The sequence below is a fragment of the Niveispirillum sp. CC-CTL257 genome (assembly GCF_059489915.1).
Window position 1 is genome coordinate 1512514 of record NZ_JCAJXE010000001.1, and the last position, 24251, is coordinate 1536764.

Sequence of the window (24251 nt, forward strand, 5' to 3'; positions counted from 1 at the left end):
CGCCCCTACTCCTTCGTGGTCAACACTGTATAGGCGACAGGCCGGCTGGCCACCAGCACCGGGTTCTCCTTCACCAGCCCCTTGTCGTTGGGCACATTCACCCGGCCCTTCTGATCGGCCTTCAGCACGCGCGGCCCCTTGGTGCCCTCCAGCGTCACCGTGCAATCCTTGCCACAGACAAGGCGCAGCGTCTTCGCCGATGGGGCCAGGAACGACACCGCCCCCGCCTCCTTGTCGATCAGCGTGTCGAACTGATCAAAGGCCGCCTTCACATCGGCATAGGCGATGCGGGTGGTGCCTGGCGTCACCTTCATGCCAATCTGCGCCTTCATCTTATAGGTGCCGGCCGCCTGATTGACGGTGACCATGGCCCCCGCCTGCACCCAATCGGGACGGAACGGGATATCCACGGCATTGTCGGCATCGACGGGCAGGTCCACCCGCCCCTCCGGCGCTGTCACCACCAGGGTGACGGGGGCGTCCAGCGGCTGCTTGTCATTGGTCGGCTGCACCGACAGGCGCAGTGCCAGATGATCATGCCCGTGACCATAGAACTTGACCATCTCGTCATGGAATTGCTTGTACGGCGCCGTATGCGTACCGACAGCGCTCCATGCCGTCGGTACGGCCAGCGACAAAGCCAGGGCGGTGGTCAGGAACAGGCGCATGGTAAGGGACCTCTACCCAGCGGTTGGAACGAACTGACGGTGACGCGGCTACCTTCAGCCACCAGGAAGGACCCTTCCGCCACCTCGTTCCAGTGGCTGGCATCCTCGTCCAGCGGTTCGGACAGGACCATGACGGAGTCGGTGCCATCCTCCAGACAGACGCGCCCGTCACGGCAGCCGTCGACATGGCCCTGGGTCCAGAACAGGCTGGGCGAGCGGCCATCGCAGGACCAGCGCACCGCATAAAGCCGCTTGCCGTCGGTACAGGCCGCCGTCATGCGGAACGGTTCCGTCACACCCTCGCGCCGCATCTTGCCCACGATCTGCGCCACCGTCAGGGCAAAGGCGCTGGCCGGGTCTTCCATCAGGCCATTGCCCAGCGCCAGATAGAAAAACGCCTCGCTGTCGGTCGATCCCTCGCGGTGGCGGTACAGGTCCTTGCGGATCATGCCCTCCACATCTTGGCGCACCAGGGGCCAGCCGCCGATCTGCCCATTATGCATGAACAGCCAGTCGCCATAGCGGAACGGATGGCAATTCAGCCGCGACGTCGCCGTCCCCGTCGATGCCCGCACATGCGCGAAGAACAAGGGCGAGCGGATTTGTTCGGCCAGCGATCGCAGATTGGCATCCGACCAGGCCGGCATCGTGTCACGGTAAAGCCCCGGCTTGGCGATATCCCCATACCAGCCCAGGCCGAACCCGTCGCCATTGGTGGGGGCCACGCTGCGCTGCGCCGACAGCGACTGCCGGATCAGCGAGTTGCAGGGCTGGAACAGCAGCGTGTCCATCGCGATGGGAATACCGGCATAGGCCAGCCAACGGCACATCGAAACCACCTTATATAGGTCCGGCGAACAGATCAGGCCCCGAACCACGGCCCCTTACTGTTAAATCAGGGGGGCATGGCGGAACAAGGGCAAAGCCGTGGCATTTTGAACAACGTTCGCACCACCACCCGCCTGTGACCTTTTCCAGCCCACCCGCAACCAACCCCCTTCCCCGCTGTTCCTTCCGTCGGAGCCGCCGGTTCGCGCGGCCCGGAAAGATCAAGGAGAATTCCATGAACACCGATACCATCAAGGGCAAGCTGAACGAAGCCAAGGGTGCCGTGAAGAAGGGCGTCGGCAAGGCGACCGACGATCCGGGCCTGGAACTGGAAGGCCGCGCCGATCAGGCCAAGGGCAAGGCCCAGCAGGTGAAGGGCCATCTGAAGGATGCGGTGCGCGACGCCACCCGCTGACGCCCCTTCCCTCCCCGTCTTATCCTGTCCCGGCCCCCCTTCGCCCATGCCGTGGCCGCCTGTCACACCGTTGTAGGCTGCAACGGTCGCGGCGTTTACAGTTGGGGGGGCCGGGGTTATGGTGCGCCCGCCTTTGTGAAGGTTCGGTGTCGTCCCCTGGGGCGTCGCCGCTCACCCAGTTTTTCCACCAAAGACGGGCAGCACCACCATGAAGCTGATCGCGGGTAACAGCAATCAGCCGCTGGCTGAAGCCATTTCGACCTGCCTTGAGGTCCCCCTGACCAAGGCATCGATCCGCCGCTTCGCCGATAATGAGATTTTCGTTGAGATCAACGAGAATGTCCGCGGCGAGGATGTGTTCGTGATCCAGTCGACGTCGAAGCCGGCCAATGACCATCTGATGGAATTGCTGGTCATCATCGACGCGCTGCGCCGCGGCTCCGCCCGCCGCATCACCGCCGTGATCCCCTATTACGGCTATGCCCGTCAGGATCGCAAGACTGGCCCCCGCACGCCGATTTCGGCCAAGCTGGTGGCCAACCTGCTGACGACCGCCGGTGCCAACCGCGTCCTGACCATGGACCTGCATGCAGGTCAGATTCAGGGCTTCTTCGACATCCCCGTCGATAATCTGGTGGCCGGTGGTGAGTTCACCAAGGACATCCAGGAAAAGATCGGCACCGGCAAGCTGATGGTTGTGTCGCCCGACGTCGGCGGCGTGGTCCGCGCCCGCGCCATCGCCAGCCGTCTGGAGGCTGACCTGGCCATCATCGACAAGCGGCGTGAACGCGCCGGCGTGTCGGAGGTGATGAATGTCATCGGTGACGTGTCGGGCCGTGATTGCATCCTGATCGACGATATCGTGGACAGCGCCGGCACGCTATGCAACGCCGCGGAGGCGTTAAAGGCCCGTGGTGCCACCTCGGTGCGCGCCTATGTCACCCATGGCGTGCTGTCCGGCGGTGCAGTGGCCCGCGTCAGCGCCTCCCCGCTCGATGAACTGGTGATCACCGACAGCATCGTGGCGACCGACGCCGTGAAGCAGGCCACCAACATCCGCCAGCGCTCCATCGCCCGCCTGATGGCCGACGCCATCGACCGCATCAGCAACGAGCGCTCGGTGTCCAGCCTGTTTGTGTAATCCCTCCACGGGTGCAAACCAAAAACGGCGTCGGTCCCCACCGGCGCCGTTTTCGTTTGGTCACGGCAAACACCGGCACACTCCGTTACAATCCCGTTACACCCCAAGCCGTTGACTTGACAGGCGAACCGTCCCCACACTCAACGCCTTTGTTTCAATGGCAACAATGGAGTGGGGGCAATGGCGCGGTCGCGGACCGGTCGCTGGATGGTGGCGGGGCTGGCCTTGGTGCTGGCTGGATGTGCCACGGGACAGGCGGCCAACCAATCCAAGGACAAGAACAAGGGCGATGACAAGGCGGGGCTGGCCCAGGGCCTGGACCCCGCCGCCAACCGCGACCCCTTCCCCAGCCGGTATAAGCCGGCGGCCAGCGGCGTGGTGGCCCTGACCGGGGCGACCGTGCTGACCGGCACGGGCCAGCGGATCGACAATGGCACCGTCATCATCCGCGACGGCAAGATTGAGGCGGTGGGCGCTTCCCTGCCCGTGCCTGCCGGGGCGACCATCGTGGATGCCACGGGCCGCTTCGTCACGCCCGGCGTCATCGACATGCATTCCCACCTGGGTGTCTATGCCGCCCCGGCGGTGCAGGCGCATTCCGACGGCAATGACGCGACGGACCCCAACACGGCCCAGGTCTGGTCCGAACATTCCGTCTGGCCGCAGGACCCCGGATTCGAACGGGCGCTTCGCGGCGGCGTCACTACGCTTCAGATTCTGCCCGGTTCCGCCAACCTGTTCGGCGGGCGCAGCGTGACCTTGAAGAATGTGCCCGCCCGCAATGTGCAGGAGATGAAGTTCCCCGGCGCACCCTATGGCCTGAAAATGGCCTGCGGCGAGAATCCCAAGCGCGTCTATGGCGGCAAGGGCCGCGCCCCCGCCAGCCGCATGTCCAACGTGGCCGGCTACCGCAAGGCCTGGATTGAGGCCGCCGAGTACCGCCGCAAATGGGACGCCTATTACGACAAGGCGAAGAAGGGCGGCGACGGCGACAAGGGGCCGGGCGACCCGCCCAAGCGCGACCTGCAGCTGGACACGCTGGCCGGCGTCCTGCGCGGTGATATCCTGGTGCAGAACCATTGCTACCGCGCCGATGAAATGTCGGTGATGCTCGATATCGCCAAGGAGTTCGGCTACTCCATCAAGGCCTTCCACCACGCGACAGAGGCGTACAAGATCCCCGACCTGTTGAAGGCCGGCGACACCTGTGTCGCCACCTGGGCCCATTGGTGGGGCTTCAAGATGGAAAGCTATGATGGCGTGCCCGCCAATGCCGCCATGGTCCATGCCGCCGGGGCCTGCGCCGTCATCCATTCCGATGACGAGACGCTGATCCAGCATCTGAACAAGGAAGCCGCACAGTCCCTGGCGGAGGGTCGTTATCTGGGCCTGGACATCAAGGATGAGGAGGCGATCGCCTGGATCACCGCCAATCCCGCCAAGGCCATTGGCGTGCTGGACAAGACCGGCACCCTGGAACCCGGCAAGATGGCCGATGTCGTGGTCTGGAACGGCAACCCCTTCTCCATCTATACCTTGGCCGATCTGGTCTATATCGACGGCGTGCTGATGCATGACCGCGCCCGTCCGCCGGCTGAACCCCGCTCCGATTTTGAGCTGGGGCAGTCCGGGGCCGATATCTTCAAGGCGGGGGTGAAGTGATGAACAACCTGAAAAAGGCCCTGTTGGGCAGCGTCTTCGCCGCCCTCGCCCTGGGCGCGGCAGCGCAGGCGCAGACCATTGCCATCCAGGGGGCGACCCTGGTCACCGGCACCGGTGCCTCCCTGCCCGGTGCCACCATCGTCATTCAGAATGGCATCGTCACCGCCGCCGGTGCCGGGGCCGCCGTGCCCGCCGGTGCCACGCTGATCGACGGCACCGGCAAGACCGTCACCCCCGGCCTGTTCGTCTCCAGCAGCGATATCGGCATTGAGGAGGTGAGCGCGGTTGAGCAGACCAACGACAGCAAGGCCGAGAACAAGGACTTCGCCGTCGCCTACGACCCCTCCTATTCGGTCAACCCGGCCAGCACCCTGCTGCCACTGGCCCGTCTGGGTGGCGTCACCCGCGCCGTGATCATGCCCGCCGCCGCCTTCGGTGACGGGGCGCATGCGCATGAGGCGGATACCGCCGGCCATGCGGAGGAGCCGCTGTTCCATGGACAGCCGGCCATCATCCATACCGGTGCCGCCGCCGACATCCTGGTGCGCAGCCGCATCGGCGTGGCCCTGCCCCTGGGCGAAAACGCCGCCAAGAATGCCGGCGGCAGCCGCAGCCTGTCCGTCGCCATCCTGAAGGAGGCGCTGGAAGACGCCCGCCACTACGCCGCCAACAAGTCCGCCTTCAACCAGGGCGGCACGCGCGACTACAGCCTGTCCCGCGCCGATCTGGAGGCGCTGCTGCCGGTCGCCCGTGGCGAGGCACCCCTGTTCCTGGCCGTCTCCCGCGCCGCCGACATCCGTCTGGCCCTGCGTCTGGCAAAGGAGGAAAAGCTGCGGCTGGTCCTGCTGGGCGTGGAGGAAGGCTGGATGGTGGCGGGTGAGATCGCGTCCGCCGGCGTGCCCGTGATCATCAAGCCCACCACCAACATCCCCAACCGGTTTGAGATACAGCGCGCGCGCCTGGAAAACGCCGCCCTGCTTGAAAAGGCCGGCGTCAACGTCATCCTGACCACCACCGCCGACGGCCATTACGCCAATCAGGTGCGTTTCGAGGCCGGCACCGCCGTCGCCTACGGCATGCCCCGCGACAAGGCCCTGGCCGCCATCACCAGCCGCCCCGCCGCCCTGTTCGGGGTGAAGGATGCCGGCGTGATCAGCGTCGGCAAACCCGCCGACCTCGTGCTGTGGGCCGGCGACCCGCTGGAGCCCACGGTCCTGGCGGAAAAGGTGTTCGTGAACGGGACGGAGCAATCGTTGCAGACCAGGGCGCGGGCGCTGGAACAGCGGTATTTGAAGAGGTGATGTGTGGGGTAGAGGGCACGCCCGTGAGGGCGTGTCTCTCATTATTATTGAACGGCAGTCGTCACCTGTACTGGTTAACGAGCCAGGATGCGTGCAGCGTCTTTGGTCGTTGACACGGCACCCGTTACCCTTCCTATAGAGTCGTTAATGGCCGTAAGATTGCGTGTAACCGTCTCAACAGCGGATGCTGTCGTCTGCATGTTGGAGGATATGTCACGGGTAACCGCGCTTTGCTCCTCCACAGCACTCGCAGTGGCCGTTACATATTCCCGGACTTTCCCGACGGCGGCGCGGATATCTTTAAGCGCTGCAACCATGTCGCTGGACAGGTTCTGAATGCCGGCGATCTCCTCGGAGATTTTTTTGGTTGCATTCGCAGACTGGTTGGCAAGGTTCTTCACCTCCGTGGCAACCACAGCGAACCCACGTCCCGCGTCGCCCGCTCGCGCGGCCTCAATGGTGGCATTCAAGGCCAATAGGTTGATCTGACCAGCAATCGTTCGGATAACGTCGACAACACCCTCCATCGACCGCGCCACGTCATCCAGGCGATGGGCCGCTTGATCCGCCCGCCCCGTCACTTCGACAGCGCTGTCCGTGGCGCCTCGCGATTGTGCCATACTCTGGGAAATCTCGCCGATGGAGGCCGCCAATTCCTCGGCACTCGACGCCATCATCTGTACAGCAGCAGATGTCTGGTTAGCGGCAGAGCTGGCACTGCTGGCTTCACGGGTAGAGAGATCAACAGCTCGATCGATTTCACCGAAATTCCGATCAATCAGAACCTTCAGATCCCCCAACATCTGCATCTGGGCGCTGATATCGGTGGCATATTTGACGACTTTTACAGGCTGACCACTGGGGTCAAGGATCGGGTTGTACGACGCTTCAATCCAGATTGGCTTACCACCCTTGCCAATACGTTTGAACTGACGGGCTTGGAACTCACCCCCACGAAGCGCCTGCCAGAACGCCTTATAGTCGCCGCTGGTCCGTTCTGCTGGTTCGACAAACATGCTGTGGTGACAGCCCTTGATCTCGTTCAGGGTGTAACCCATGGTCCTTAAGAAGTTCTCATTAGCCCAGATGATAGAGCCTTCAAGCGTGAACTCGATCACTGCCTGCGATTTTCGGATCGCATCAACTTGACCCGATAGATCAGCGTGCTCCATCGCCTTCTGTGTAATATCAGTGGCATATTTGACGACTTTTACCACACGTCCATTTGGGCCCAATATCGGATTGTAAGATGCCTCAATCCAGACGACTTTTCCTCCTTTTCCTAGACGCTTGAACTGACGCGCCTGGAATTCACCATTACGCAGCGCTTGCCAGAATGCTGCATAGTCCGGGTGATTATACTCCACCGGCTCAACAAACATGCTGTGATGCTTGCCGCGCACTTCTGCTAGCGAATACCCCATGACGGTCAGAAAATTCTGGTTCGCATCCAGGATCGTCCCGTCTGGTTGGAACGCAATGACCGCCTGTGAAAGGTTGAGAGCGCTGAGCACCTGCTCACTGTCACTACGTTGGGTAAGAGAGCCAAACATCATCGCGTCCTCCCCACATACGTCTGTGTTCGTCATCCATTTGCAGAGACTATCAGAGTTCCCACCGACCTAAAGCCAAAGACCTATACCCTTAGGAATAGCCACAGAACGAATGGCTTGGCTAAAAGTTATAGAGTTTTAACAATTCCTCAAAAAAATGCACCCATTGATTGATTTAATTTACTTTTATATCCAAAATGTTACAATTTCGTTGGTTCATCCGATGAGCCTCAGGGTCCCGCCCTGCCACTAACTGGTCGAGCAGACGTTGGGATGGATGATCCGCTGCTACGGCATGTCGCCGATCGGCAACCGAAGAATGACAGTTTGATCACCGCCACGGCCCTGGTGCATCGGCTGAACTTGGTCACCCGCAACCGATGCACGTAACGGTCCTGAATCCCTGGCGGCTGGGCTGACGAGCTGGGTGGGTCCGACGAGGCCTGCTCTCCTTATCCCCATCGTCGTCATCCCGGTGAAGGCCGGGATGATGAAAAAGGGCGTCTCCAATCACAGACAAACCGGGCCAATGCCGGATTGATCGCCTGGGGCGGCGGAACCGATCCGGCGGACCTGTCCGTGTCCGCTATCCCTATTCAAGGGATTGAGGTGGGGTGGTCATCATTGTCATTGCCACGGCAATCAGGCAGGCCGCGACGGCTGACAAGGCGACGGTAATGACTTGGGCGCCATCCTTGACAAGCGCCGCGCCTTCTGATCAACGGAACTCGTTCAGCAACAACACCCGGCCCGCCAGGGTGGGGTGCCCCGCTGCGATGGCGGCAAATCGTCGATCCGCTGTCACGACGGGGCAGCCCACGCCGAGTGCCACAGCCAAATAGGCGCAGTCATAGACGGTATGTTGTAGGTCCTGTGCCAACGTCAGCGCCGATAAGACTGTCTCCGGGGTGATATTCAACAGTTCCAGAGGGGCGTCGTTCAGGTCTCTCCAGGCGTCGGCAACGGCAGCGCGGGAAATTTCACGGCGCTTGGCCTTCATGGCCAGCACATTGGCCGTTTCTATCCAGAACAGGGTGGGGACGATCAACCGCCGTCCCGCAATTAAGGCAACGGCGGCATCGGACTCCGCTTCATCAACGACCCATTTCACCCCAATGCTGGCATCCACCACTACGGTCTGGGGGAGGTCAGCAACGGCCATCCCGCGCCTCGCGCAACAGATCGGTGCTGTCCGTCTGGGGGACCGACCCCGTGCGTGCCTTGGCCCGCATTCTCAGGCCGTCTGCCCAGTTGGCGGGCCGCATCGGCAGGCACGCTTCCGCGATAATGGCCCGTGCTTCAGCCTCAATGCTCCTTCCGGCCCGCGCCGCGCGGAGACGCAGTGCCTCATGAACGTCATCGTCGATGCCCCGCAAGGCGAGAGCCTTAACCATGTCGTCACCATCGCGATATCATTGATATCAATATTAGAGTGGTGACCGCGCCTTTTCAAGGTCGCATTGACAGCGACCGCCCCACCCCAACTGCTGACTTTTCCCGCCCACCGTGCTATCCTGCACGCCTCACCGCCACAGCCACGCCTTGCCCCCGGACGCCCTCACGGCCCCATCGCCCGCGGAACATCGCGCGTCGGCATGTTTCACAGCGTTGCGCAGAACCGCGCGGCCTCCGCCTGCGCGGCACCCTTCCCCTGCCCGCCGCACCCACGCAACGCGACACGTATTTCTGTTGCACACTGTTTCACATCCCCGGAAAATCCCTGGAAAACCACGGATTTACCCGGTCATGGCCTGTGCAACACGCACAACGCGGATGTTTCACAGGGTTGCGCAGGACGGCCCCTGCCCCGTATCAGGGCCTGTGCAACCGTCCCCGTCGCCATGGTGCGTCATGTTTCACAGGGGGGCGGTGATGGCGGGGTCCGGCACCGGGATGATCCGGCCACGCCCAATGAAACATCGCCGCGCGGCATGTTTCACTATGTTGCGTGGACGCGACCCGGACCTGGGCGGGATGCAGGGGATAAGGGCGGGTGCCGGTTGTTGGGCCAGGGCTTGCCGCCCCTGCCCGCCCGGTCAGGCGTTGTAGTCCAGACCCCAGGGTTCGTACTGGTCGCGTTCCTCGGCCCAGTTCTCACGCAGCTTCACGAACAGCATCAGATGCACGGGCCGGCCCAGGAATTCGGCCATCTCCACCCGCGCGGCGGTGCTGATCTGCTTGATGCGGGCACCGCCCTTGCCCAGGATGATGGCCTTCTGCGTGTCGCGCTGGACATAGATGACCTGACCGATACGGACGGAGCCGTTCTCAAACTCCTCCCAGGTCTCCGTCTCCACCGATGTCGCGTAGGGCACTTCCTGATGCAGTTGCAGGAACAGCTTCTCACGCGTGATTTCGGCGGCCAGCAACCGTTCGGGCATGTCCGACAGCTGATCAGGCGGATAAAGCCAGGGGCCTTCCGGCACCGAGGCCGCGAAGAATTTCAGCAAGCCTTCCAGGCCGTCGCCGGTCAGGGCGGAAACCATGAAGGTCTCGGTGAAGACGCCGAATTCGGCGAATTCGGCGGCAAGCGCCAGCAGGCGTTCGCGCTTGATCAGGTCGATCTTGTTCAGGACCAGCACGGCCTTGCGGCCCGCTTCCTTCAGCCGTTCCACGATGCCGCGCGTATCGTCATCGATACGCTTCTGCGCGGCGTCGAACAGGACGGCGACCTGATCGGCATCGGTCGCCCCCTGCCAGGCGGCGGCGACCATGGCCCGTTCCAGACGCTTCTTGGGCGTGAAGATGCCGGGTGTGTCGACATAAAGGATCTGGCTGTCGCCGGCCATGCCGATGCCCAGCACGCGGGACCGCGTGGTCTGTACCTTGGGGCTGACGATGGAAATCTTGGACCCGACAAGCGCGTTCAGCAGGGTGGACTTGCCCGCATTGGGTGCCCCCACCAGGGCCACGAAGCCGCAGCGCGGATGTGTGGGTGCCGGCCGGGCCGGGGCGTCGCCGCCGGTATCCTGGCCTGAAAGAAAACGGGAAACGATATCGTCGCTGTCGCTCATAGAGTCCTGATCCGGGAAAGCAGTGCTTCGGCGGCGGTCTTTTCCGCCGCGCGCTTGGAAGGGCCGGTTGCCACCGCCGGTTCATACCCCTCCACGGTCACACTGACCTGGAAAACGGGGGCATGGTCCGGGCCGGTGCGGCCAATATCCGTATAAAGCGGCAGTTTGCGCCCGCGCGCCAGCGCCCATTCCTGAAGGCCGGTCTTCGGGTCCTGCGGGGGTGCCGCCTTCGCCCCCTCCAATGCGGCATCCCAATGCCGGCGGATGAAGCCAGCCGCCGCCGGCAGACCGCCATCCAGATAGAGGGCGCCGATCACCGCCTCGCAGGCATCCGCCAGGATGGCGGGCTTCACATCGCCCGCCTGTTCACCCGGTGCCAGCCGCAGATACTGGCCCAACCCGATACGATCCGCCACAACCACCAGGGCCTCGGCCCGGACCAGGGCCGTCAGGCGGCGGGCCAATGCCCCTTCCTGTTCCTTGGGGAACCGTTCCAGCAGCCATTCGGCGACAATCAGGCCCAGGACGCGGTCGCCCAGGAATTCCAGCCGTTCATAGCCCTTGCCCACCTTGGCCCGGTTGACCCCGCCCACCGACGGGTGGGTCAAGGCCTCGTTCAGGCGGGCAATATCCGTGAAGCGATGGCCCAGGATATCCTGCAAACGATCCAGTTCCATCATTCAACCCTTTCCCAGAACCGTTCGGTGCGGATGGCCGAACCCCAGCGCCAGAAGCGCCAGAGGCTCTCCTCCTCCTTCACCGACAGGAAGATGTTGGTGGCCCGGCCCACCAGATTCTCGACGGGGATGAAGCCCACCACCTCCGGCACGCGGCTGTCCTGCGAATTATCGCGACTGTCGCCCATGCCGAACACATAGCCGGGCGGGACCGTGAAGACCGGCGTGTCATCCAGCAGGCCCTGATCGCCCGACATTTCAATCACCGGATGCTGACGCCCGCCGGGCAGCGTCTCGATATATTGCGGGGCCGTGAAGGCGCCACCAAACCCTTCATGCAGGACGAAATCCGGCACCCGGATGCGGGCCGCCATCTCCCCGTTCACATAAAGGGCACCGCCAATCATCTGCAGCCGGTCACAGGGCAGGCCTACGATGCGCTTGATATAGTCGACGCTGGTATCCTTAGGCAGCTTGAACACAGCCACGTCGCCGCGTTCGGGCAGGCTGCCGAACAGGCGGCCCGGCGCTGCCTTGCAATCCTTGGTCACGGGCGGGGCGGCATCGCCAAAGCGCAGGAAGCCCGGCAGCGAATAGCGGCTGTATCCGTAAGACGCCTTGTTCACGAACAGATAGTCACCCACCAGCAGGGTAGGCACCATCGATCCGCTGGGGATGTTGAATGCCTCGAATGTCAGGGTCCGCACACCGACCACCACCAGGATGGTGACCAGGATGATGCGCAGCGTCTCGGCCCAGCCGCTGCTGATGTGATGCGGGTGGGTTTCCACCAGCGGGGGCAGTGGGTCGGGGACAGGACGGGGCGGTGGCGGCTGAGGGCGGGGGTTCATGCCTCACGTCCCCGCCGGCTGGGCCGAAATGACCACGAAGGCCTGGGCGTAGGGCAGTTCATCGGTCATCGACAGGTCGATGCGGGGTGCCATGCCGGCAGGCACCATGGCGTGCAGCCGGTCCAGCGCGCCACCTGTCAGATGCAGGGTCGGGCGGGCCTTGCCGTCGGACCGCACCTCGATATCCTTGAAATGCACACCGTCGGCGTACCCCGTGCCCAGCGCCTTGGTCGCCGCCTCCTTGGCGGCGAAGCGCTTGGCATAGGTGGCGGCGCGGACGGAGGCACTACCCGCCGCATCGGCCCGGGCGCGCTCAGCCTCAGTGAAAACACGGGCAGCAAAACGGTCGCCGAAACGATCCAGGCTGGCCTGGATGCGGCGGATATCGACCAGATCGCTGCCGATGCCCAATATCATGCGGCCCCCGCCCGGCGGCCAATATCCATGCGGGCGCGCATTTCGGCGATGGTGGCGGGCAGGCCGATGAACATCGCCTCCCCCATCATGAAATGCCCGATATTCAGTTCCACAATGGACTGAATGGCAGCGACGGGGCCGACATTGTCGAAGGTCAGGCCGTGGCCGGCATGGCATTCCAGACCGATGGCGGCGGCATGGGCTGCCCCCTTCACCAGGCGCGCCAGCTCCGCATCGCGGGCCGGGCCCTTGGCGGCGTCGGCATAGGCACCGGTATGCAGTTCGACCACGGGCGCGCCCAGATCGCGGGCGGCGTCCAGTTGATCCGCGTCCGCCCCGATGAAGATGGAAACGCGGATACCCGCATCGGCCAGACGCGCGACATAGGGCTTCAGATGCGCACGGTTGCCGATGACGTCCAGCCCGCCCTCTGTCGTGCGTTCCTGCCGTTTCTCGGGCACCAGGCAGACAGCGTGCGGGCGGTGGCGCAGGGCGATGGCCAGCATCTCCTCCGTCGCGGCCATTTCCAGGTTCAGCGGCTTATGCAGTTCGGCCATCAGCCGGTCGATATCCTCGTCCCTGATGTGGCGGCGATCCTCGCGCAGATGGGCGGTGATGCCATCGGCACCGGCATGGACCGCCAGCAGCGCCGCGCGTACCGGGCAGGGATTATCCCCGCCGCGCGCATTCCGCACGGTGGCGACATGGTCGATATTCACGCCGAGACGCAACGGCTTGGCACCCATCATACCCCCTTGCCCACAAGCACGCGACCAGCCCGACGCCGTTCACGCCGCTTTTCCTGATAGAACCGGATCAGGGGCTTGGCAATCACGTAAGCGATGATGCCGGCCGCCACCCCCATCAGCGAACCACCGGCTAGCATGGGTGCGAACACCTGCCAGGGATGGTCGATCAGGAAGGCCAGGGTCAGGCGCGCCTGATCCTCATGCCCCGGCGCCATGCCCAGCAGCGAACAGCCCAGCCGGTAGCTGGAATACCAGATTGCCGGAAAGGTCCAGGGGTTGGCCGTGACGGTGCCGACCATGGCCCCCATGATGGAGGCGCGGGTGGCCCAGGCCAGCAGAAAGGCGATAGGGAAATGCAGGCCCAGCAGCGGCGTCATGGACAGCGCCACGCCCCAGGCGATGCCCAACGCGATGGCATGAGGCGAACCCTGAATCCGCGCAATCCGATAGGCAACATAGCGCCCGGACCGCACCAGCCCCATGGAGGGCCAGAGCAGCCGCCGCAAGCGCCCCGCCGGGGTCAACGGTTCACGCCGCCTGAACATGATGCCTTATGGTTCCTTCCCGGTCCCTTGCTGGACCGTCAGCGCCCACGTTCGACCGAATGGATCACCGGGGTGGCCCGCAGCGCCGCCATGATGTTGGTCAGATGCTTGACGTCCTTCACGTCCACATCGATCAGCATCTCGAAATAATCGTTCGTGCGGTTGGTGATCTTCAGGTTCGTGATGTTGCCGCCATTTTTGCCGATGACCGTGGACAGCGTGCCCAACGCCCCCGTCTCATTCGCCACCACCACCGACAGGCGCCCCACCAGATCGTTGGGCGTGTCGGCATCCGGGTCCCAGGACACGTCGATCCAGCGTTCCGGACTGTCATGGAAGCTTTCCAGCGTCTCACAATCAATCGTGTGGATGGTCACGCCCTTGCCCGTGGTGACGATACCAACGATGCGGTCCCCCACGATCGGGTGACAGCAGCGGGCATAATGCACCGCCATGCCGGGGATCAGGCCCCGGATGGCCAGCGGCGTCGTGCCCTTGCCCTTCGTCGCCGGCTTCGGCTTGGTGGCGATGGCCACCACCTTCTCGTCCGCCACAACGGGATTGACGTTGCGGTGTCCGGGGAAGATGGAGTTGAAAACGTCGCGCTGGCCCTCGGTACCGGCGCCAATGGCGGCCAGCAGATCATCCACACTGGGCTGCTGATAAATCTTCAGAACGCCTTCAAAGGCCTTTTCTGAATATTCATAGCCTTCCTGCTTGAACAGCCGCTCCATCAAGCCGCGACCGAGCTTGATATGCTCGCCCCGCTGCTGGGTGCGGATGAAGCGGCGGATGCGCGCGCGCGCCTTGCCGGTGATGACGAAGTTTTCCCAATCCGGCGAGGGCGAGGAGTTCTTCGAGGTCAGCACCTCTACCTGGTCGCCATTCTGCAAATGGCTGCGCAGCGGCTGCATGCGGCCATTAATCTTGGCACCGACGCAGGTGTCGCCCACCTGGCTGTGGACGGCATAGGCGAAATCGACTGGCGTGGCCCCGCGCGGCAGGGCAATCAGGTCGCCCTTGGGCGTGAAGCAGAAGACCTGATCCTGGAACAGTTCCAGCTTGGTATGTTCCAGGAACTCTTCCGGTCGCGTCGCATGCTCAAGGATATCAAGCAGTTCGCGCAGCCAGCGATATTGCCGCCCCTCGGTCTTGGGCTGTGCCGCCTCGGGCGCACCCTGCTTGTATGACCAGTGGGCAGCCACACCCATATCAGCCACTTCATGCATGTCGCGGGTGCGGATCTGCACCTCAATGCGCTGCTTTTCCGGGCCGATGACCGTGGTGTGGATCGACTGATAGCCGTTGGGCTTGGGTGTGGAGATGTAGTCTTTGAACCGCCCCGGTACGACGGGATAGCGGGCATGGATGATACCCAGCGCCTGATAACATTCGCCCAGCGTATCGACCACGATGCGGAAGGCCATCACATCGGACAGCTGTTCGAACGCCACATTCTTGGCGTGCATCTTCCGCCAGATCGAATAGGGCGATTTCAGGCGGCCATAAATCTCGGCATTGGCGACGGCCGATTCGTTATTGAAGCGGACGGTTTTGTCCAATTCCTCAATGATGCGATCAACCCGGGCCTTGCCGGCGGATTGCAGATCATCCAGCCGGATTCGAATGCTTTCATAGGCATCCGGGTTCAACTCCTTGAACGCCAGATCCTCCAGCTCGTCCTTCCAGCGCTGGATACCGATACGTTCGGCCAGCGGGACATAAATCTCCAGCGTCTCGCGCGCGATCCGGCGGCGCTTTTCCGGCTTCAGGAACTGGATCGTGCCCATATTGTGCAGGCGGTCGGCCAGCTTCACCAGGAGGACACGGATATCCTCCGACATGGCCAGCACCAGCTTGCGGAAATTCTCCGCCTGCTTGGTGCTTTCGCTCTGCTCACCGATATTCTGCAGCTCAATGCGCGAAAGCTTGGTCACGCCATCGACCAGACGCGCCACTTCCGGCCCGAACAGACGCTGGATTTCCTCCAGCGTCGTCAGGGTGTCTTCGACCGTGTCATGCAGCAGGGCGGTAATGATGCTGTTGGCATCGAGCTTCAGCTCCGTCAACAGCCAAGCCACCCAGATCGGGTGGACATAGTAAGGATCGCCACTGGCCCGCGTTTGCGAGCCATGCGCCTTCATCGTGAAGACGTAGGCACGGTTGAGCGCGTCCTCATCGGCATTGGGGTCGTACCCCATCACGCGCTCAACCAGCTCGTACTGGCGGATGATCTTGGTCTGGCGGCTCATTTCAGGCCGCCTTTCCGGGCATTATCGCGCCAACACGGGCCTTCCATCTGCATGGTTCCGTCGGCTCAGATATCCTCGTCGGCCAAGTCGGCACCGCCGACATCGCCTTCGGAGAAGTCCATCTCCCCGCCCAGCTCATCCTCGGCCTCGGCCCGGGCGGCATCGGCCCCCCAGGCGGTCTCGCCGGCCATCAGCTCGACGATCTCTTCCTCAGGCTCGTCCTGTTCCGGCACGCGCTGATGGCCCTTGATCAGGCTGTTCTTCAGGTGCTCCAGAACCACGGTTTCGTCCGCAATTTCGCGCAGGGCGACAACGGGGTTCTTGTCATTGTCCCGGTCGATCGACAGGGGCGAACCGGAGGCGATGTCACGGGCGCGCTGGGCAGCCATCATCACCAGTTCGAAACGGTTCGGAATCTTAAGGACGCAATCTTCAACGGTAACGCGGGCCATATCCAGATACTCTCCAGCGACGGATAAGCTTTGATTTATAGGGGGCTACATTCCGCATTGCAAGGACGCCCGCCCTTCGCGGCAATCATTCCAGCCCTGACAGGGGGCGGATAGCCTGATCCGGCGGCAGCGCCGCGATCAGATCGGCAATGGCGCGACCCGTTACAGGATGCACCCAGCCGGGCGCCACGTCACCCAGCGGTAGAAGGACAAAAGCGCGATCCACCATGCGCGGGTGCGGCAGGATGGGCGGACCGGCATCAACCATACCCTTGTAATCGATCAAATCGAGGTCCAGCACCCGCGCTTCGTTCCGGTCGCGACGCACGCGCCCGAACTCCTGCTCCACCTGATGCAGGCGGTCCAGAAGGGTAGCGGCATCCAAGTCACATTCCACCCGCGCGATAGCATTCACGAACCAGGGCTGGTCAGATATGGGCACTGGTGCGGTTTCATAGAAACGCGACAGGGCCGCGACCGCGATTCCCATGGAGTCGAGCCGGGCCAAGGCCTTTTGGCAGATTTCCAGGGGTTTGCCCAGACCGGGGACGGAAAGATTGGAGCCGATGGCAATAAAAATCACGGGTGTTTTCCTGGAAATCGCAAGTGCCGCACCTTATCTCACCCCATGGAGTGTTACGGCGCTTGCTGCCAACCATGTGATGGCATACCGTGCCGGAAATCATCCGTCACCTGCCGTGTGCTTTTGGCACCCTCTGATCGGTGCAATGGCGGCACGGCACCCGACCCACCCTTCCCGGTGGGGAGGTCGGGGTAAATATTCCGGGGTAAACCATTTTTGACAACGTGATTAGAGGAAGAAATGGCACGCAAAATATTTTACCAGCAAGAGCGGCTGGCTATGTTCATTGATGGCGCCAACCTGTATGCAGCAGCGCGATCCCTCGGTTTCGACATCGATTACAAGCGATTGCTGGAACTGTTCGCGGCGGAAGGCCGGCTGATCCGCGCCTTCTACTATACCGCCCTGGTTGAAGATCAGGAATATTCGCCGATCCGTCCGCTGGTCGACTGGCTGGACTATAACGGCTACACCATGGTCACCAAGCCGACCAAGGAATTCACCGACGCGTCGGGCCGGCGCAAGATCAAAGGCAACATGGATATCGAACTCGCCATCGACGTGATGGAGATGGCGGACCATGTTGACCATATCCTGCTGTTCTCCGGTGACGGCGATTTCCGCCGTCTGGTGGAGGCAGTGCAGCGCAAGGGCGTGCGCGTCACAGTGATCAGCACGGTGCGGTCCACCCCACCGATGGTCGCCGACGAATTGCGCCGTCAGGCCGACAATTTCCTGGAATTGCAGGATCTCGCGAATAGCATCCAGCGCAGCCATTCCAACCGGTATCAGCAGCCGGTAGCGCATGAGCATTCCGGCACTGACGATCATCAGGTGCAGCCGGACCACCATCCGGAACAGGGCGAGTAAGTTCGCGCCCTTCCTCGAATAACAAAGGCCGCAACGGTTGTCCGCTGCGGCCTTTTTCTATGGCGTTGAGCGCCGCCCAGGCGTCATCAGGCGATGATGTCGGGCACCAGCTGGCTCTCCAGACGGGCAATCATATCCTTCAGCAGAAGCTTGCGCTTCTTCAGACGCTGAATCTGAAGCTGGTCCACGGGGAACTGCTCCGTCAGCCGCTGGATGACATCATCCATGTCGCGATGCTCCGTCTTCAGAGCCGCGAGCTTTTCTTTCAAAACGAGCTGATCGGTCATCGGGTTCCGCGTCGCACACCTTGTCCCAGGCGCTCCAACGCCCGGCGCATCCATACCACAAATCGCGCGCACTGTGGGGCACGCAATTTTCGTAAACGTGGGTTGGTCAGCGAATTGTGCCGGGCTTGGCCAGGAGGTTGGTCGTATCCGGCTTGCGGATGCCCAGCAGTTCAACGGTGAACAACAAGGTGGCATTGGGCGGAATGCCGCCATCGGGCTGCCCGCGCAGGCCATAGCCGAGATTGCCGGGGACGGCCAGTTCCCACTGTTCGCCGACGCGCATCATCACCAGCGCCTCCTGCCAGCCGCGCACAAGCTTGTTCACAGGGAAGGTCGCAGGCCGGCCACGGCTGTAGGAACTGTCGAATTCCTTGCCGTCGATCAGCACGCCCCGGTAATTCACCGTCACCTCGTCCGACAGAAGCGGGCGCGGCGGATTGCCGGCCACACGGCGGACCACGCGATATTGCAGGCCGGACGGTGTCACCTGCCAGCCGGGCTTCTTCTGGTTTTCCACCAGATACTGCAATTGCGGATCGACGCGGGGCATGGACAGAACGTCATTGACGCCGCCCGGTGCCGGGGCGGCCGGTGCCTGCTGCGCACCGGACGGGGCGACCAGCGCCAGGGTCAGGGCGATCAGGGAGGCGGCTTTCGTCAGGCGGCCGTTCATATCAGCGCTCCGCATTGCACAGGATCACGGGAAGACAGCGGGTTACCATGGATCGGTCGGCAGGTCACGCGGTGCGTGCCCCTGTTCACTCTAGAATCCGCTGCTGAGCTTGGGTTTCACAAAGCCAAGCACCTCAATCGTGAAGAACAGGTTGGCATTGGGCGGCACCTTACCGCTGGCCGAGCCGGTGGAACCATAGGCCGCACTGGCCGGAATGGCCAATTCCCAAACGTCGCCCTGCCGCATCAACGGCAATACCTGCTTCCAGCCGGGAATGGCCCGGGTCAGCATCAGCTGTGCCGGCTGGCCCATGTCGCGCGTATCCTCAAACACCTTCCCGTTTTCCAACCGCCCCTGATAATGCAGGGTGGCGGTGGAGACGAGCGGCACCAGCGGTCCCGTGGCCGGACCGGATTTCACGATACGGTAGCGGGTGGGACCGTTGGTCACGGTCCGCCAGTCGGTCCCCAGCTTGTCCAGGAACGCCTGCTCGGCAGCGGTCGGGGCCTGCGCCTGGGCAGTGGTCACAGACAGAAGCGGGGCCGCCAGGGCGGTTAACAGCAGATCGCGGCGTCTCATTTCCTGGTGCCCTCCTTCGCGGCCTTTTCCTTATCCGCCTGGAAGGCAGGCGGGATACGGCCTTCCATCGGGTCCAGCGTCATGATCGACAGGCCGGTGGGCAGCGTGAACAGGGCCGGCTCCTGGGGACCGCGCCGGATATCGCTGAGGGTCATGGCGATGCTGGCCGCCCCCGTCCCGCCAGTCCGTCCCTCCAGCTTCACATAGATGCCGTCAGGCGTGGCCCAAACGCGGCCATCGAATCCAGCGCCGTCAGGCGTGATGTCCTGTACCCGATAACGGGTCACGGCCTCACCAGACAGGGTCTCGGTCCCTTCTGGCGTGCCCGACAGCTGTGCCAAGCTGCTGGCAACCATTCCAACCTCGGGGTCGGTCAGGGGCAGCTTCATGCCTATATTGCTTTCCGGCTGCACCACCAGTGCTTCTCCCTGATCGGGCCGGATGATCAACAGGTTGTTCAGGCCATCGACCCGGCTTTCCCGCCGTTCCAATCCCTTGTCGTGAAAGATACGGGCTGACAGGGCCACGCCATCGACCGTCAAATTCTGCGACGCGGAGAAAGCGGCGGCCGGGGCCGGCAGCTTTTCAGCCCAGGCCGGAAGGGTGCCAAACAGCAGGCCGAAGCCCAACAGCAGGGCGGAACGGTTCAGGGCCATCATCAGGCTCCCCATGGAATAGCTGGCGGCACGTTACGGATGCCGGAACGCCGCCGCAAGCAAGGATAAGCAAGGCGGCCATGCCCCGGCATCCCGTGGCGGGCAGCTTGACCCCTTATACTCAGAAAGAGCATATGAAGGGCGGGCCGGGCCGCATCCAGGCAGAAGTTCCGGCAGGACAAGGTATCATGACCGATCAACTGACCATCGCGCTGGCCCAGATCAACCCCACCGTGGGGTCGCTGGACCACAATGCCGCCCTGATCCGCGCCGCACGCGCCGACGCCGCCGCAGCCGGTGCCGACCTTGTCATCTATCCCGAACTGTCCATCTGCGGTTATCCGCCCGAAGATCTGGTGCTGAAGCCCTTCTTTCTGGACAAGGTCGAGGACGCGGTGCGCGCCCTGGCGGCAGAGACAGCCGATGGCGGCCCTGCCCTGCTGGTCGGCGCGCCCTGGCGTGTGGATGGTCAGCGCTCTAACGCTACCCTGCTGCTGGATGGTGGTGCCATCGCTGCGGTGCGGTTGAAACATGACCTGCCCAATTACGGCCCGTTCGATGAAAAGCGAGTGTTCGTCGCCGGTCCCCTGCCCGGCCCCATGAATTTCCGGGGCGTGCGGCTGGGTGTGCTGATCTGTGAAGATATGTGGAAGCCCGATGTGGCCGAAACCCTTGCAGAAACCGGGGCAGAACTGCTGGTGGTGCCCAATGGCAGCCCGTTTGAGATCGACAAGGCCGACCGCCGCCTGGAACTGGCCGTGTCGCGCGTGGTGGAGACGGGGCTGCCCCTGATCTATTTGAATCAGGTGGGGGGTCAGGATGAGCTGGTGTTCGATGGGGCATCTTTTGTGCTGAACCGCGACCGGTCGCTGGTGGCACAGTTGCCGGCCTTTGCCAGCCGCGTCGCCATCACGCGCTGGGTACGTGGCACCGATGGCTGGACCGGTACATCAGATGAGATGGTGGCCCCACCCGACGCGCTGGGGGCACTTTACGGTGCCATGGTGCTGGGCCTGCGCGATTATGTGGGCAAAAACCGGTTTCCGGGGGTGATCCTGGGCATGTCGGGCGGTATCGATTCGGCCATTTCCGCCGCCGTTGCGGTAGACGCGCTGGGTCCCGACAAGGTGCATTGCGTGATGATGCCCAGCCCCTACACCAGCCAGGACAGCCTGGATGATGCCGCCGAATGCGCCGGCCTGTTGGGCTGTCGCATCGACACCATTTCCATCCGACCGGCCATGGACGCGTTTGCGGAAATGCTGGCCCCCTCCTTTGCCGGGACCAAGCCCGACATCACGGAGGAGAATCTGCAAAGCCGGTCCCGCGGTCTGACCCTGATGGCGCTGTCGAACAAGTTCGGCAGCATGGTCCTATCCACGGGCAACAAGTCGGAAATGTCGGTCGGCTATGCCACGCTCTATGGCGATATGTGCGGCGGCTACAATGTCCTGAAGGATGTCTACAAGACCACCGTGTACAAGCTGTCGCGCTGGCGCAATCAGAACCGGCCCGAGAGCGCGATGGGCCCCACAGGCCGGGTGATTCCCGAACGGATCATCACCAAGGCGCCCACGGCCGAACTGAAGCCCGATCAGAAGGACCAGGACACGCTGCCCGAATATCCGGTGCTGGACGATATTCTGGAATGCCTGGTGGAGCGCGACCTTTCGTTGCACGATATCGTGGCACGCGGGCACGACGCGGAGACGGTAAACCGAGTCTGGCGTATGCTGGACCGAGCCGAATATAAGCGCCGTCAGGCCCCGCCGGGTGTCAAAATCACCTCGCGCAGCTTCGGCCGCGACCGCCGTTATCCCATCACTAGCGGTCTTCTGTCGCTGGTTCGTGGTTCATAAGCATAGATTGGCGGGGGTGATGGCTTGACAAGCCAAGGACTGCCTACCAAAGTGCGCGCTCGTGACCCGGAACGGGGTGAACTTGATTGGCTTGTCCGGCCGGATCGGTTAACCTGAAAGGGTAGTCGGCGGCCGTTATGGACGCCGGGCAAATATTCGGTAGATTTCCTTTGGTGCAACACGTTCAGGTGGGGGTTCCGCAGTGTCCTTGAACATTCAGGTGCTGGTTGTCGACGATTACGCGACGATGCGGCGTATCATCAGGAACCTGCTCACCCAGATCGGGTTCACGAAGATCGATGAGGCCGCCGACGGGGCCGAAGCTCTGTCCAAGCTGCGTTCCGCGCCCTTCGGTCTGGTGATTTCCGACTGGAACATGGAGCCGATGACCGGCCTGCAGCTTCTGAAGGAAGTGCGCGCCGACGTGCGTCTGAAGGCTACGCCCTTCATCATGGTGACCGCCGAATCGAAGACGGAAAACGTCATCGCGGCCAAGGAAGCCGGCGTGAACAATTACATTGTGAAGCCCTTCAACGCCGATACGCTGAAGAAAAAGATCGAAAGCGTCCTGGGCGCTCTGGGCTGATCGGCCGTGTCCGAACCGATCTTTGATCTGTCCGATCAGGATTATGACGAGATCGAGGACGCGTTGATGTCGAGTCCGCGCGGTCGCGCTTTTTTGCGCGCCCGTGACCGGCGTAACCGGGTGGTGGCGGTGGACGATGTCCGCCGCCTGATCCGCGATCAGCGTGACCATCCCGAAGTCGATCCCAAGTCGCATATCAAGGTTCTGCGGCGCGAGCTGCAGGACCTTTCTTCGCATATTGCGGAGACGCGGCGCGAAATCGCCGCCTTGAAGCCCGACGACCCGTCCGCCGACCGCATCATGCGCGCGACGGAGGAGTTGGACGCCATTCTGCAATCGACAGAGCATGCGACGACCGAGATCCTGAATGGATCGGAGCGTATCCAGTCGGTTGCCGACCGGTTGCGCAAGGATCGCCCTGACCTTGCCCAGACATTGGACAATGAAGTCACGGAGATCATGACGGCCTGTTCCTTCCAGGACATTACGGGCCAGCGCATGACCAAGGTGGTGAACACGCTACGCTATATCGAGCGGCGCGTGCATGCCATGATCCAGATCTGGGGTCTGGAGAATCTGGACGCCGACGAAATGGCGGCGGCCCTGGCCGATGAACCCAAGGATACACGTCCCGACGCGCATCTGATGAATGGCCCGCCGCTGAAGGGTGCCATCAATCAGGATGCGGTCGATATGCTGCTGACAGGTGCTGCCGCGGCCCGTGCCGCAGGCGCTGATCCGCTGGCACCGCAACCGGTGTCCGCCCCCGTAGCACCGCCCCCGCCACCGCCTCCCCCTGCCGCCAAACCGGTCGCGAAGGTGGTGGAGGAAGAGCCGGCAGCCAATGGCCCTGCCCTGTCCCAATCGGCCGTGGACGACCTGTTCCCGTAAGCGGGATCAGCACCTTTCATCGCGTTGCAAGCTTTTGCGCCAGCGTGCCCGCAGGGCGGCGGGGCGCTCTGGATAGCGTTCGCCCTTGAACTCCGCACGCACCACGCGGTCGGTGCGGAAATGTCGGAAATCGCCCCGCATCTCGCACCAGGCGGCCAGTGTGCGGGCATTGTCGAAATAGGCGATCAGCACGGGCCAGACGGCACGCTGCGTCTCCTGCCCCTGTTCATCGCGATAGGTCACATGAACGCGGTGCCCAGCATGGATGGCGGCGCGCAAGGCCACCATGTCGATACTGTCCGCCACGGCGCGGGGGCGCGGCGGGGCGACGCTGGCCGGGCGCTGCACCACCGGGCGCAGATCCTCAGGCACCGCCGCCTCAATCTTAGCCATCAGATCGGCGGCGGCGCGGGCCAGAACAGGATCGCCATGACGCGACACCCATTGCGCCCCCAGCATCGCCACCTCAATCTCGTCCGGTGTCAACATCAGGGGCGGCATATCGAATCCGCCCTCAAGCATATAGCCGACGCCGGCCTCTCCCCTGATCGGCACACGCTGCCCAATCAGGGTGGCGATGTCGCGATAGATGGAGCGCTTGGAGGTTTCCAACTCCGCCGCTATGGCATCCGCCGTGATCGGACGCGGGTCCCGGCGCAGGATCTGGATGATCTGAAAAAGCCGGTCGGCCCGCCGCATGTGCCCCCTCCCTCACCTCGTTTATGATGATGCTGACAGTAGG

The 24251-nt window shown here is 63.0% G+C and carries 27 protein-coding genes; 8 read left to right on the forward strand and 19 right to left on the reverse strand.

All coding sequences use genetic code 11. The annotated features are described in order from the left end of the window. Nucleotides 1–5: 5 nt before the first annotated feature. Both ABC729_RS07240 and ABC729_RS07245 read right to left on the reverse strand, forming a co-directional pair. On the reverse strand, nucleotides 6–668 hold the full coding sequence (locus tag ABC729_RS07240) for a DUF2987 domain-containing protein (protein ID WP_495606961.1): 663 nt from the start codon (nucleotides 666–668) through the stop codon (nucleotides 6–8). Beyond that, nucleotides 653–1498 (reverse strand): class II glutamine amidotransferase, encoded by an 846-nt coding sequence (locus ABC729_RS07245; protein ID WP_495606962.1) that lies wholly within the window; start codon nucleotides 1496–1498, stop codon nucleotides 653–655. The genes ABC729_RS07240 and ABC729_RS07245 overlap by 16 nt, the downstream gene beginning before the upstream one ends. A 233-nt stretch (nucleotides 1499–1731) precedes the next feature. Between ABC729_RS07245 and ABC729_RS07250 the strand changes: the two genes are divergently transcribed. From ABC729_RS07250 to ABC729_RS07265, 4 genes are all read left to right on the forward strand, one after another. Further along, complete coding sequence (locus ABC729_RS07250) at nucleotides 1732–1911, forward strand: CsbD family protein (protein WP_495606963.1); 180 nt, start codon at nucleotides 1732–1734, stop codon at nucleotides 1909–1911. Between the two features lie 208 nt (nucleotides 1912–2119). Continuing rightward, complete coding sequence (locus ABC729_RS07255) at nucleotides 2120–3052, forward strand: ribose-phosphate pyrophosphokinase (RefSeq protein ID WP_495606964.1); 933 nt, start codon at nucleotides 2120–2122, stop codon at nucleotides 3050–3052. A 180-nt stretch (nucleotides 3053–3232) separates the two neighbouring features. Then, nucleotides 3233–4714 (forward strand): amidohydrolase family protein, encoded by a 1482-nt coding sequence (locus ABC729_RS07260; protein WP_495606965.1) that lies wholly within the window; start codon nucleotides 3233–3235, stop codon nucleotides 4712–4714. Next, nucleotides 4714–6015 (forward strand): amidohydrolase family protein, encoded by a 1302-nt coding sequence (locus ABC729_RS07265; protein ID WP_495606966.1) that lies wholly within the window; start codon nucleotides 4714–4716, stop codon nucleotides 6013–6015. The genes ABC729_RS07260 and ABC729_RS07265 overlap by 1 nt, the downstream gene beginning before the upstream one ends. Nucleotides 6016–6089: 74 nt before the next feature. On the opposite strand, the gene ABC729_RS07270 is transcribed toward ABC729_RS07265, so the two are convergent. The 12 genes from ABC729_RS07270 to folK all read right to left on the reverse strand — a co-directional run bounded on the left by ABC729_RS07270 (nucleotide 6090) and on the right by folK (nucleotide 17108). Continuing rightward, nucleotides 6090–7571: a methyl-accepting chemotaxis protein gene (locus ABC729_RS07270; protein ID WP_495606967.1), complete on the reverse strand. Its 1482-nt coding sequence runs from the start codon at nucleotides 7569–7571 to the stop codon at nucleotides 6090–6092. 715 nt (nucleotides 7572–8286) lie between these two features. Then, nucleotides 8287–8730 (reverse strand): type II toxin-antitoxin system VapC family toxin, encoded by a 444-nt coding sequence (locus tag ABC729_RS07275; RefSeq protein WP_495606968.1) that lies wholly within the window; start codon nucleotides 8728–8730, stop codon nucleotides 8287–8289. After that, on the reverse strand, nucleotides 8717–8962 hold the full coding sequence (locus ABC729_RS07280) for a FitA-like ribbon-helix-helix domain-containing protein (protein ID WP_495606969.1): 246 nt from the start codon (nucleotides 8960–8962) through the stop codon (nucleotides 8717–8719). Before ABC729_RS07280 ends, ABC729_RS07275 begins: the two co-directional genes overlap by 14 nt. 642 nt (nucleotides 8963–9604) lie before the next feature. After that, nucleotides 9605–10582 carry a GTPase Era gene (gene era, locus ABC729_RS07285; RefSeq protein ID WP_495606970.1) on the reverse strand — a complete coding sequence of 326 codons (978 nt, stop codon included), beginning with the start codon at nucleotides 10580–10582 and terminating at the stop codon, nucleotides 9605–9607. Continuing rightward, complete coding sequence (gene rnc / locus ABC729_RS07290) at nucleotides 10579–11262, reverse strand: ribonuclease III (RefSeq protein WP_495606971.1); 684 nt, start codon at nucleotides 11260–11262, stop codon at nucleotides 10579–10581. The genes era and rnc overlap by 4 nt, the downstream gene beginning before the upstream one ends. Continuing rightward, complete coding sequence (lepB, locus tag ABC729_RS07295; protein ID WP_495606972.1) at nucleotides 11259–12110, reverse strand: signal peptidase I; 852 nt, start codon at nucleotides 12108–12110, stop codon at nucleotides 11259–11261. The genes rnc and lepB overlap by 4 nt, the downstream gene beginning before the upstream one ends. A gap of 3 nt (nucleotides 12111–12113) precedes the next feature. Further along, on the reverse strand, nucleotides 12114–12527 hold the full coding sequence (acpS, locus tag ABC729_RS07300; protein ID WP_495606973.1) for a holo-ACP synthase: 414 nt from the start codon (nucleotides 12525–12527) through the stop codon (nucleotides 12114–12116). Then, nucleotides 12524–13273, reverse strand: a complete 750-nt coding sequence (locus tag ABC729_RS07305) for a pyridoxine 5'-phosphate synthase (RefSeq protein ID WP_495608652.1) — start codon at nucleotides 13271–13273, stop codon at nucleotides 12524–12526. The genes acpS and ABC729_RS07305 overlap by 4 nt, the downstream gene beginning before the upstream one ends. After that, nucleotides 13273–13821 carry a DUF2062 domain-containing protein gene (locus ABC729_RS07310; RefSeq protein ID WP_495606974.1) on the reverse strand — a complete coding sequence of 183 codons (549 nt, stop codon included), beginning with the start codon at nucleotides 13819–13821 and terminating at the stop codon, nucleotides 13273–13275. Before ABC729_RS07310 ends, ABC729_RS07305 begins: the two co-directional genes overlap by 1 nt. Nucleotides 13822–13859: 38 nt before the next feature. Next, nucleotides 13860–16055 carry a RelA/SpoT family protein gene (locus ABC729_RS07315; RefSeq protein ID WP_495608653.1) on the reverse strand — a complete coding sequence of 732 codons (2196 nt, stop codon included), beginning with the start codon at nucleotides 16053–16055 and terminating at the stop codon, nucleotides 13860–13862. 83 nt (nucleotides 16056–16138) lie between these two features. Next, nucleotides 16139–16525, reverse strand: coding sequence for a DNA-directed RNA polymerase subunit omega (gene rpoZ / locus ABC729_RS07320; protein WP_495606975.1), 387 nt, complete (start codon nucleotides 16523–16525; stop codon nucleotides 16139–16141). 85 nt (nucleotides 16526–16610) lie between these two features. Then, nucleotides 16611–17108, reverse strand: coding sequence for a 2-amino-4-hydroxy-6-hydroxymethyldihydropteridine diphosphokinase (gene folK, locus ABC729_RS07325; protein WP_495606976.1), 498 nt, complete (start codon nucleotides 17106–17108; stop codon nucleotides 16611–16613). A gap of 279 nt (nucleotides 17109–17387) precedes the next feature. Between folK and ABC729_RS07330 the strand changes: the two genes are divergently transcribed. Beyond that, complete coding sequence (locus tag ABC729_RS07330; protein WP_495606977.1) at nucleotides 17388–17978, forward strand: LabA-like NYN domain-containing protein; 591 nt, start codon at nucleotides 17388–17390, stop codon at nucleotides 17976–17978. An 86-nt stretch (nucleotides 17979–18064) separates the two neighbouring features. Here the strand turns inward: ABC729_RS07330 and ABC729_RS07335 are convergent, their stop codons facing one another. The 4 genes from ABC729_RS07335 to ABC729_RS07350 form a co-directional block, all read right to left on the reverse strand. Beyond that, the gene (locus tag ABC729_RS07335; protein ID WP_416573783.1) at nucleotides 18065–18265 is read right to left on the reverse strand and encodes a YdcH family protein; all 201 of its coding nucleotides are present in this window, start codon (nucleotides 18263–18265) and stop codon (nucleotides 18065–18067) included. A gap of 106 nt (nucleotides 18266–18371) precedes the next feature. Next, nucleotides 18372–18938: an FKBP-type peptidyl-prolyl cis-trans isomerase gene (locus tag ABC729_RS07340; protein ID WP_495606978.1), complete on the reverse strand. Its 567-nt coding sequence runs from the start codon at nucleotides 18936–18938 to the stop codon at nucleotides 18372–18374. 90 nt (nucleotides 18939–19028) lie between these two features. Beyond that, entirely contained in the window at nucleotides 19029–19517 is a 489-nt protein-coding gene (locus ABC729_RS07345; protein WP_495606979.1) for an FKBP-type peptidyl-prolyl cis-trans isomerase, read from the reverse strand. Further along, on the reverse strand, nucleotides 19514–20176 hold the full coding sequence (locus ABC729_RS07350; protein ID WP_495606980.1) for a LolA-like protein: 663 nt from the start codon (nucleotides 20174–20176) through the stop codon (nucleotides 19514–19516). The genes ABC729_RS07345 and ABC729_RS07350 overlap by 4 nt, the downstream gene beginning before the upstream one ends. A 185-nt stretch (nucleotides 20177–20361) precedes the next feature. Here ABC729_RS07350 and ABC729_RS07355 point away from each other — a divergent pair, with 185 nt between their 5' ends. The 3 genes from ABC729_RS07355 (at nucleotide 20362) to ABC729_RS07365 (ending at nucleotide 23509) form a co-directional block, all read left to right on the forward strand. Then, the gene (locus tag ABC729_RS07355) at nucleotides 20362–22032 is read left to right on the forward strand and encodes an NAD+ synthase (RefSeq protein ID WP_495606981.1); all 1671 of its coding nucleotides are present in this window, start codon (nucleotides 20362–20364) and stop codon (nucleotides 22030–22032) included. A gap of 202 nt (nucleotides 22033–22234) precedes the next feature. Continuing rightward, nucleotides 22235–22618, forward strand: a complete 384-nt coding sequence (locus ABC729_RS07360; protein WP_495606982.1) for a chemotaxis response regulator CheY — start codon at nucleotides 22235–22237, stop codon at nucleotides 22616–22618. 6 nt (nucleotides 22619–22624) lie between these two features. Continuing rightward, nucleotides 22625–23509, forward strand: a complete 885-nt coding sequence (locus ABC729_RS07365) for a protein phosphatase CheZ (RefSeq protein ID WP_495606983.1) — start codon at nucleotides 22625–22627, stop codon at nucleotides 23507–23509. Between the two features lie 6 nt (nucleotides 23510–23515). Here the strand turns inward: ABC729_RS07365 and ABC729_RS07370 are convergent, their stop codons facing one another. Continuing rightward, nucleotides 23516–24208, reverse strand: a complete 693-nt coding sequence (locus ABC729_RS07370) for a helix-turn-helix transcriptional regulator (protein ID WP_495606984.1) — start codon at nucleotides 24206–24208, stop codon at nucleotides 23516–23518. Nucleotides 24209–24251: the final 43 nt, after the last annotated feature.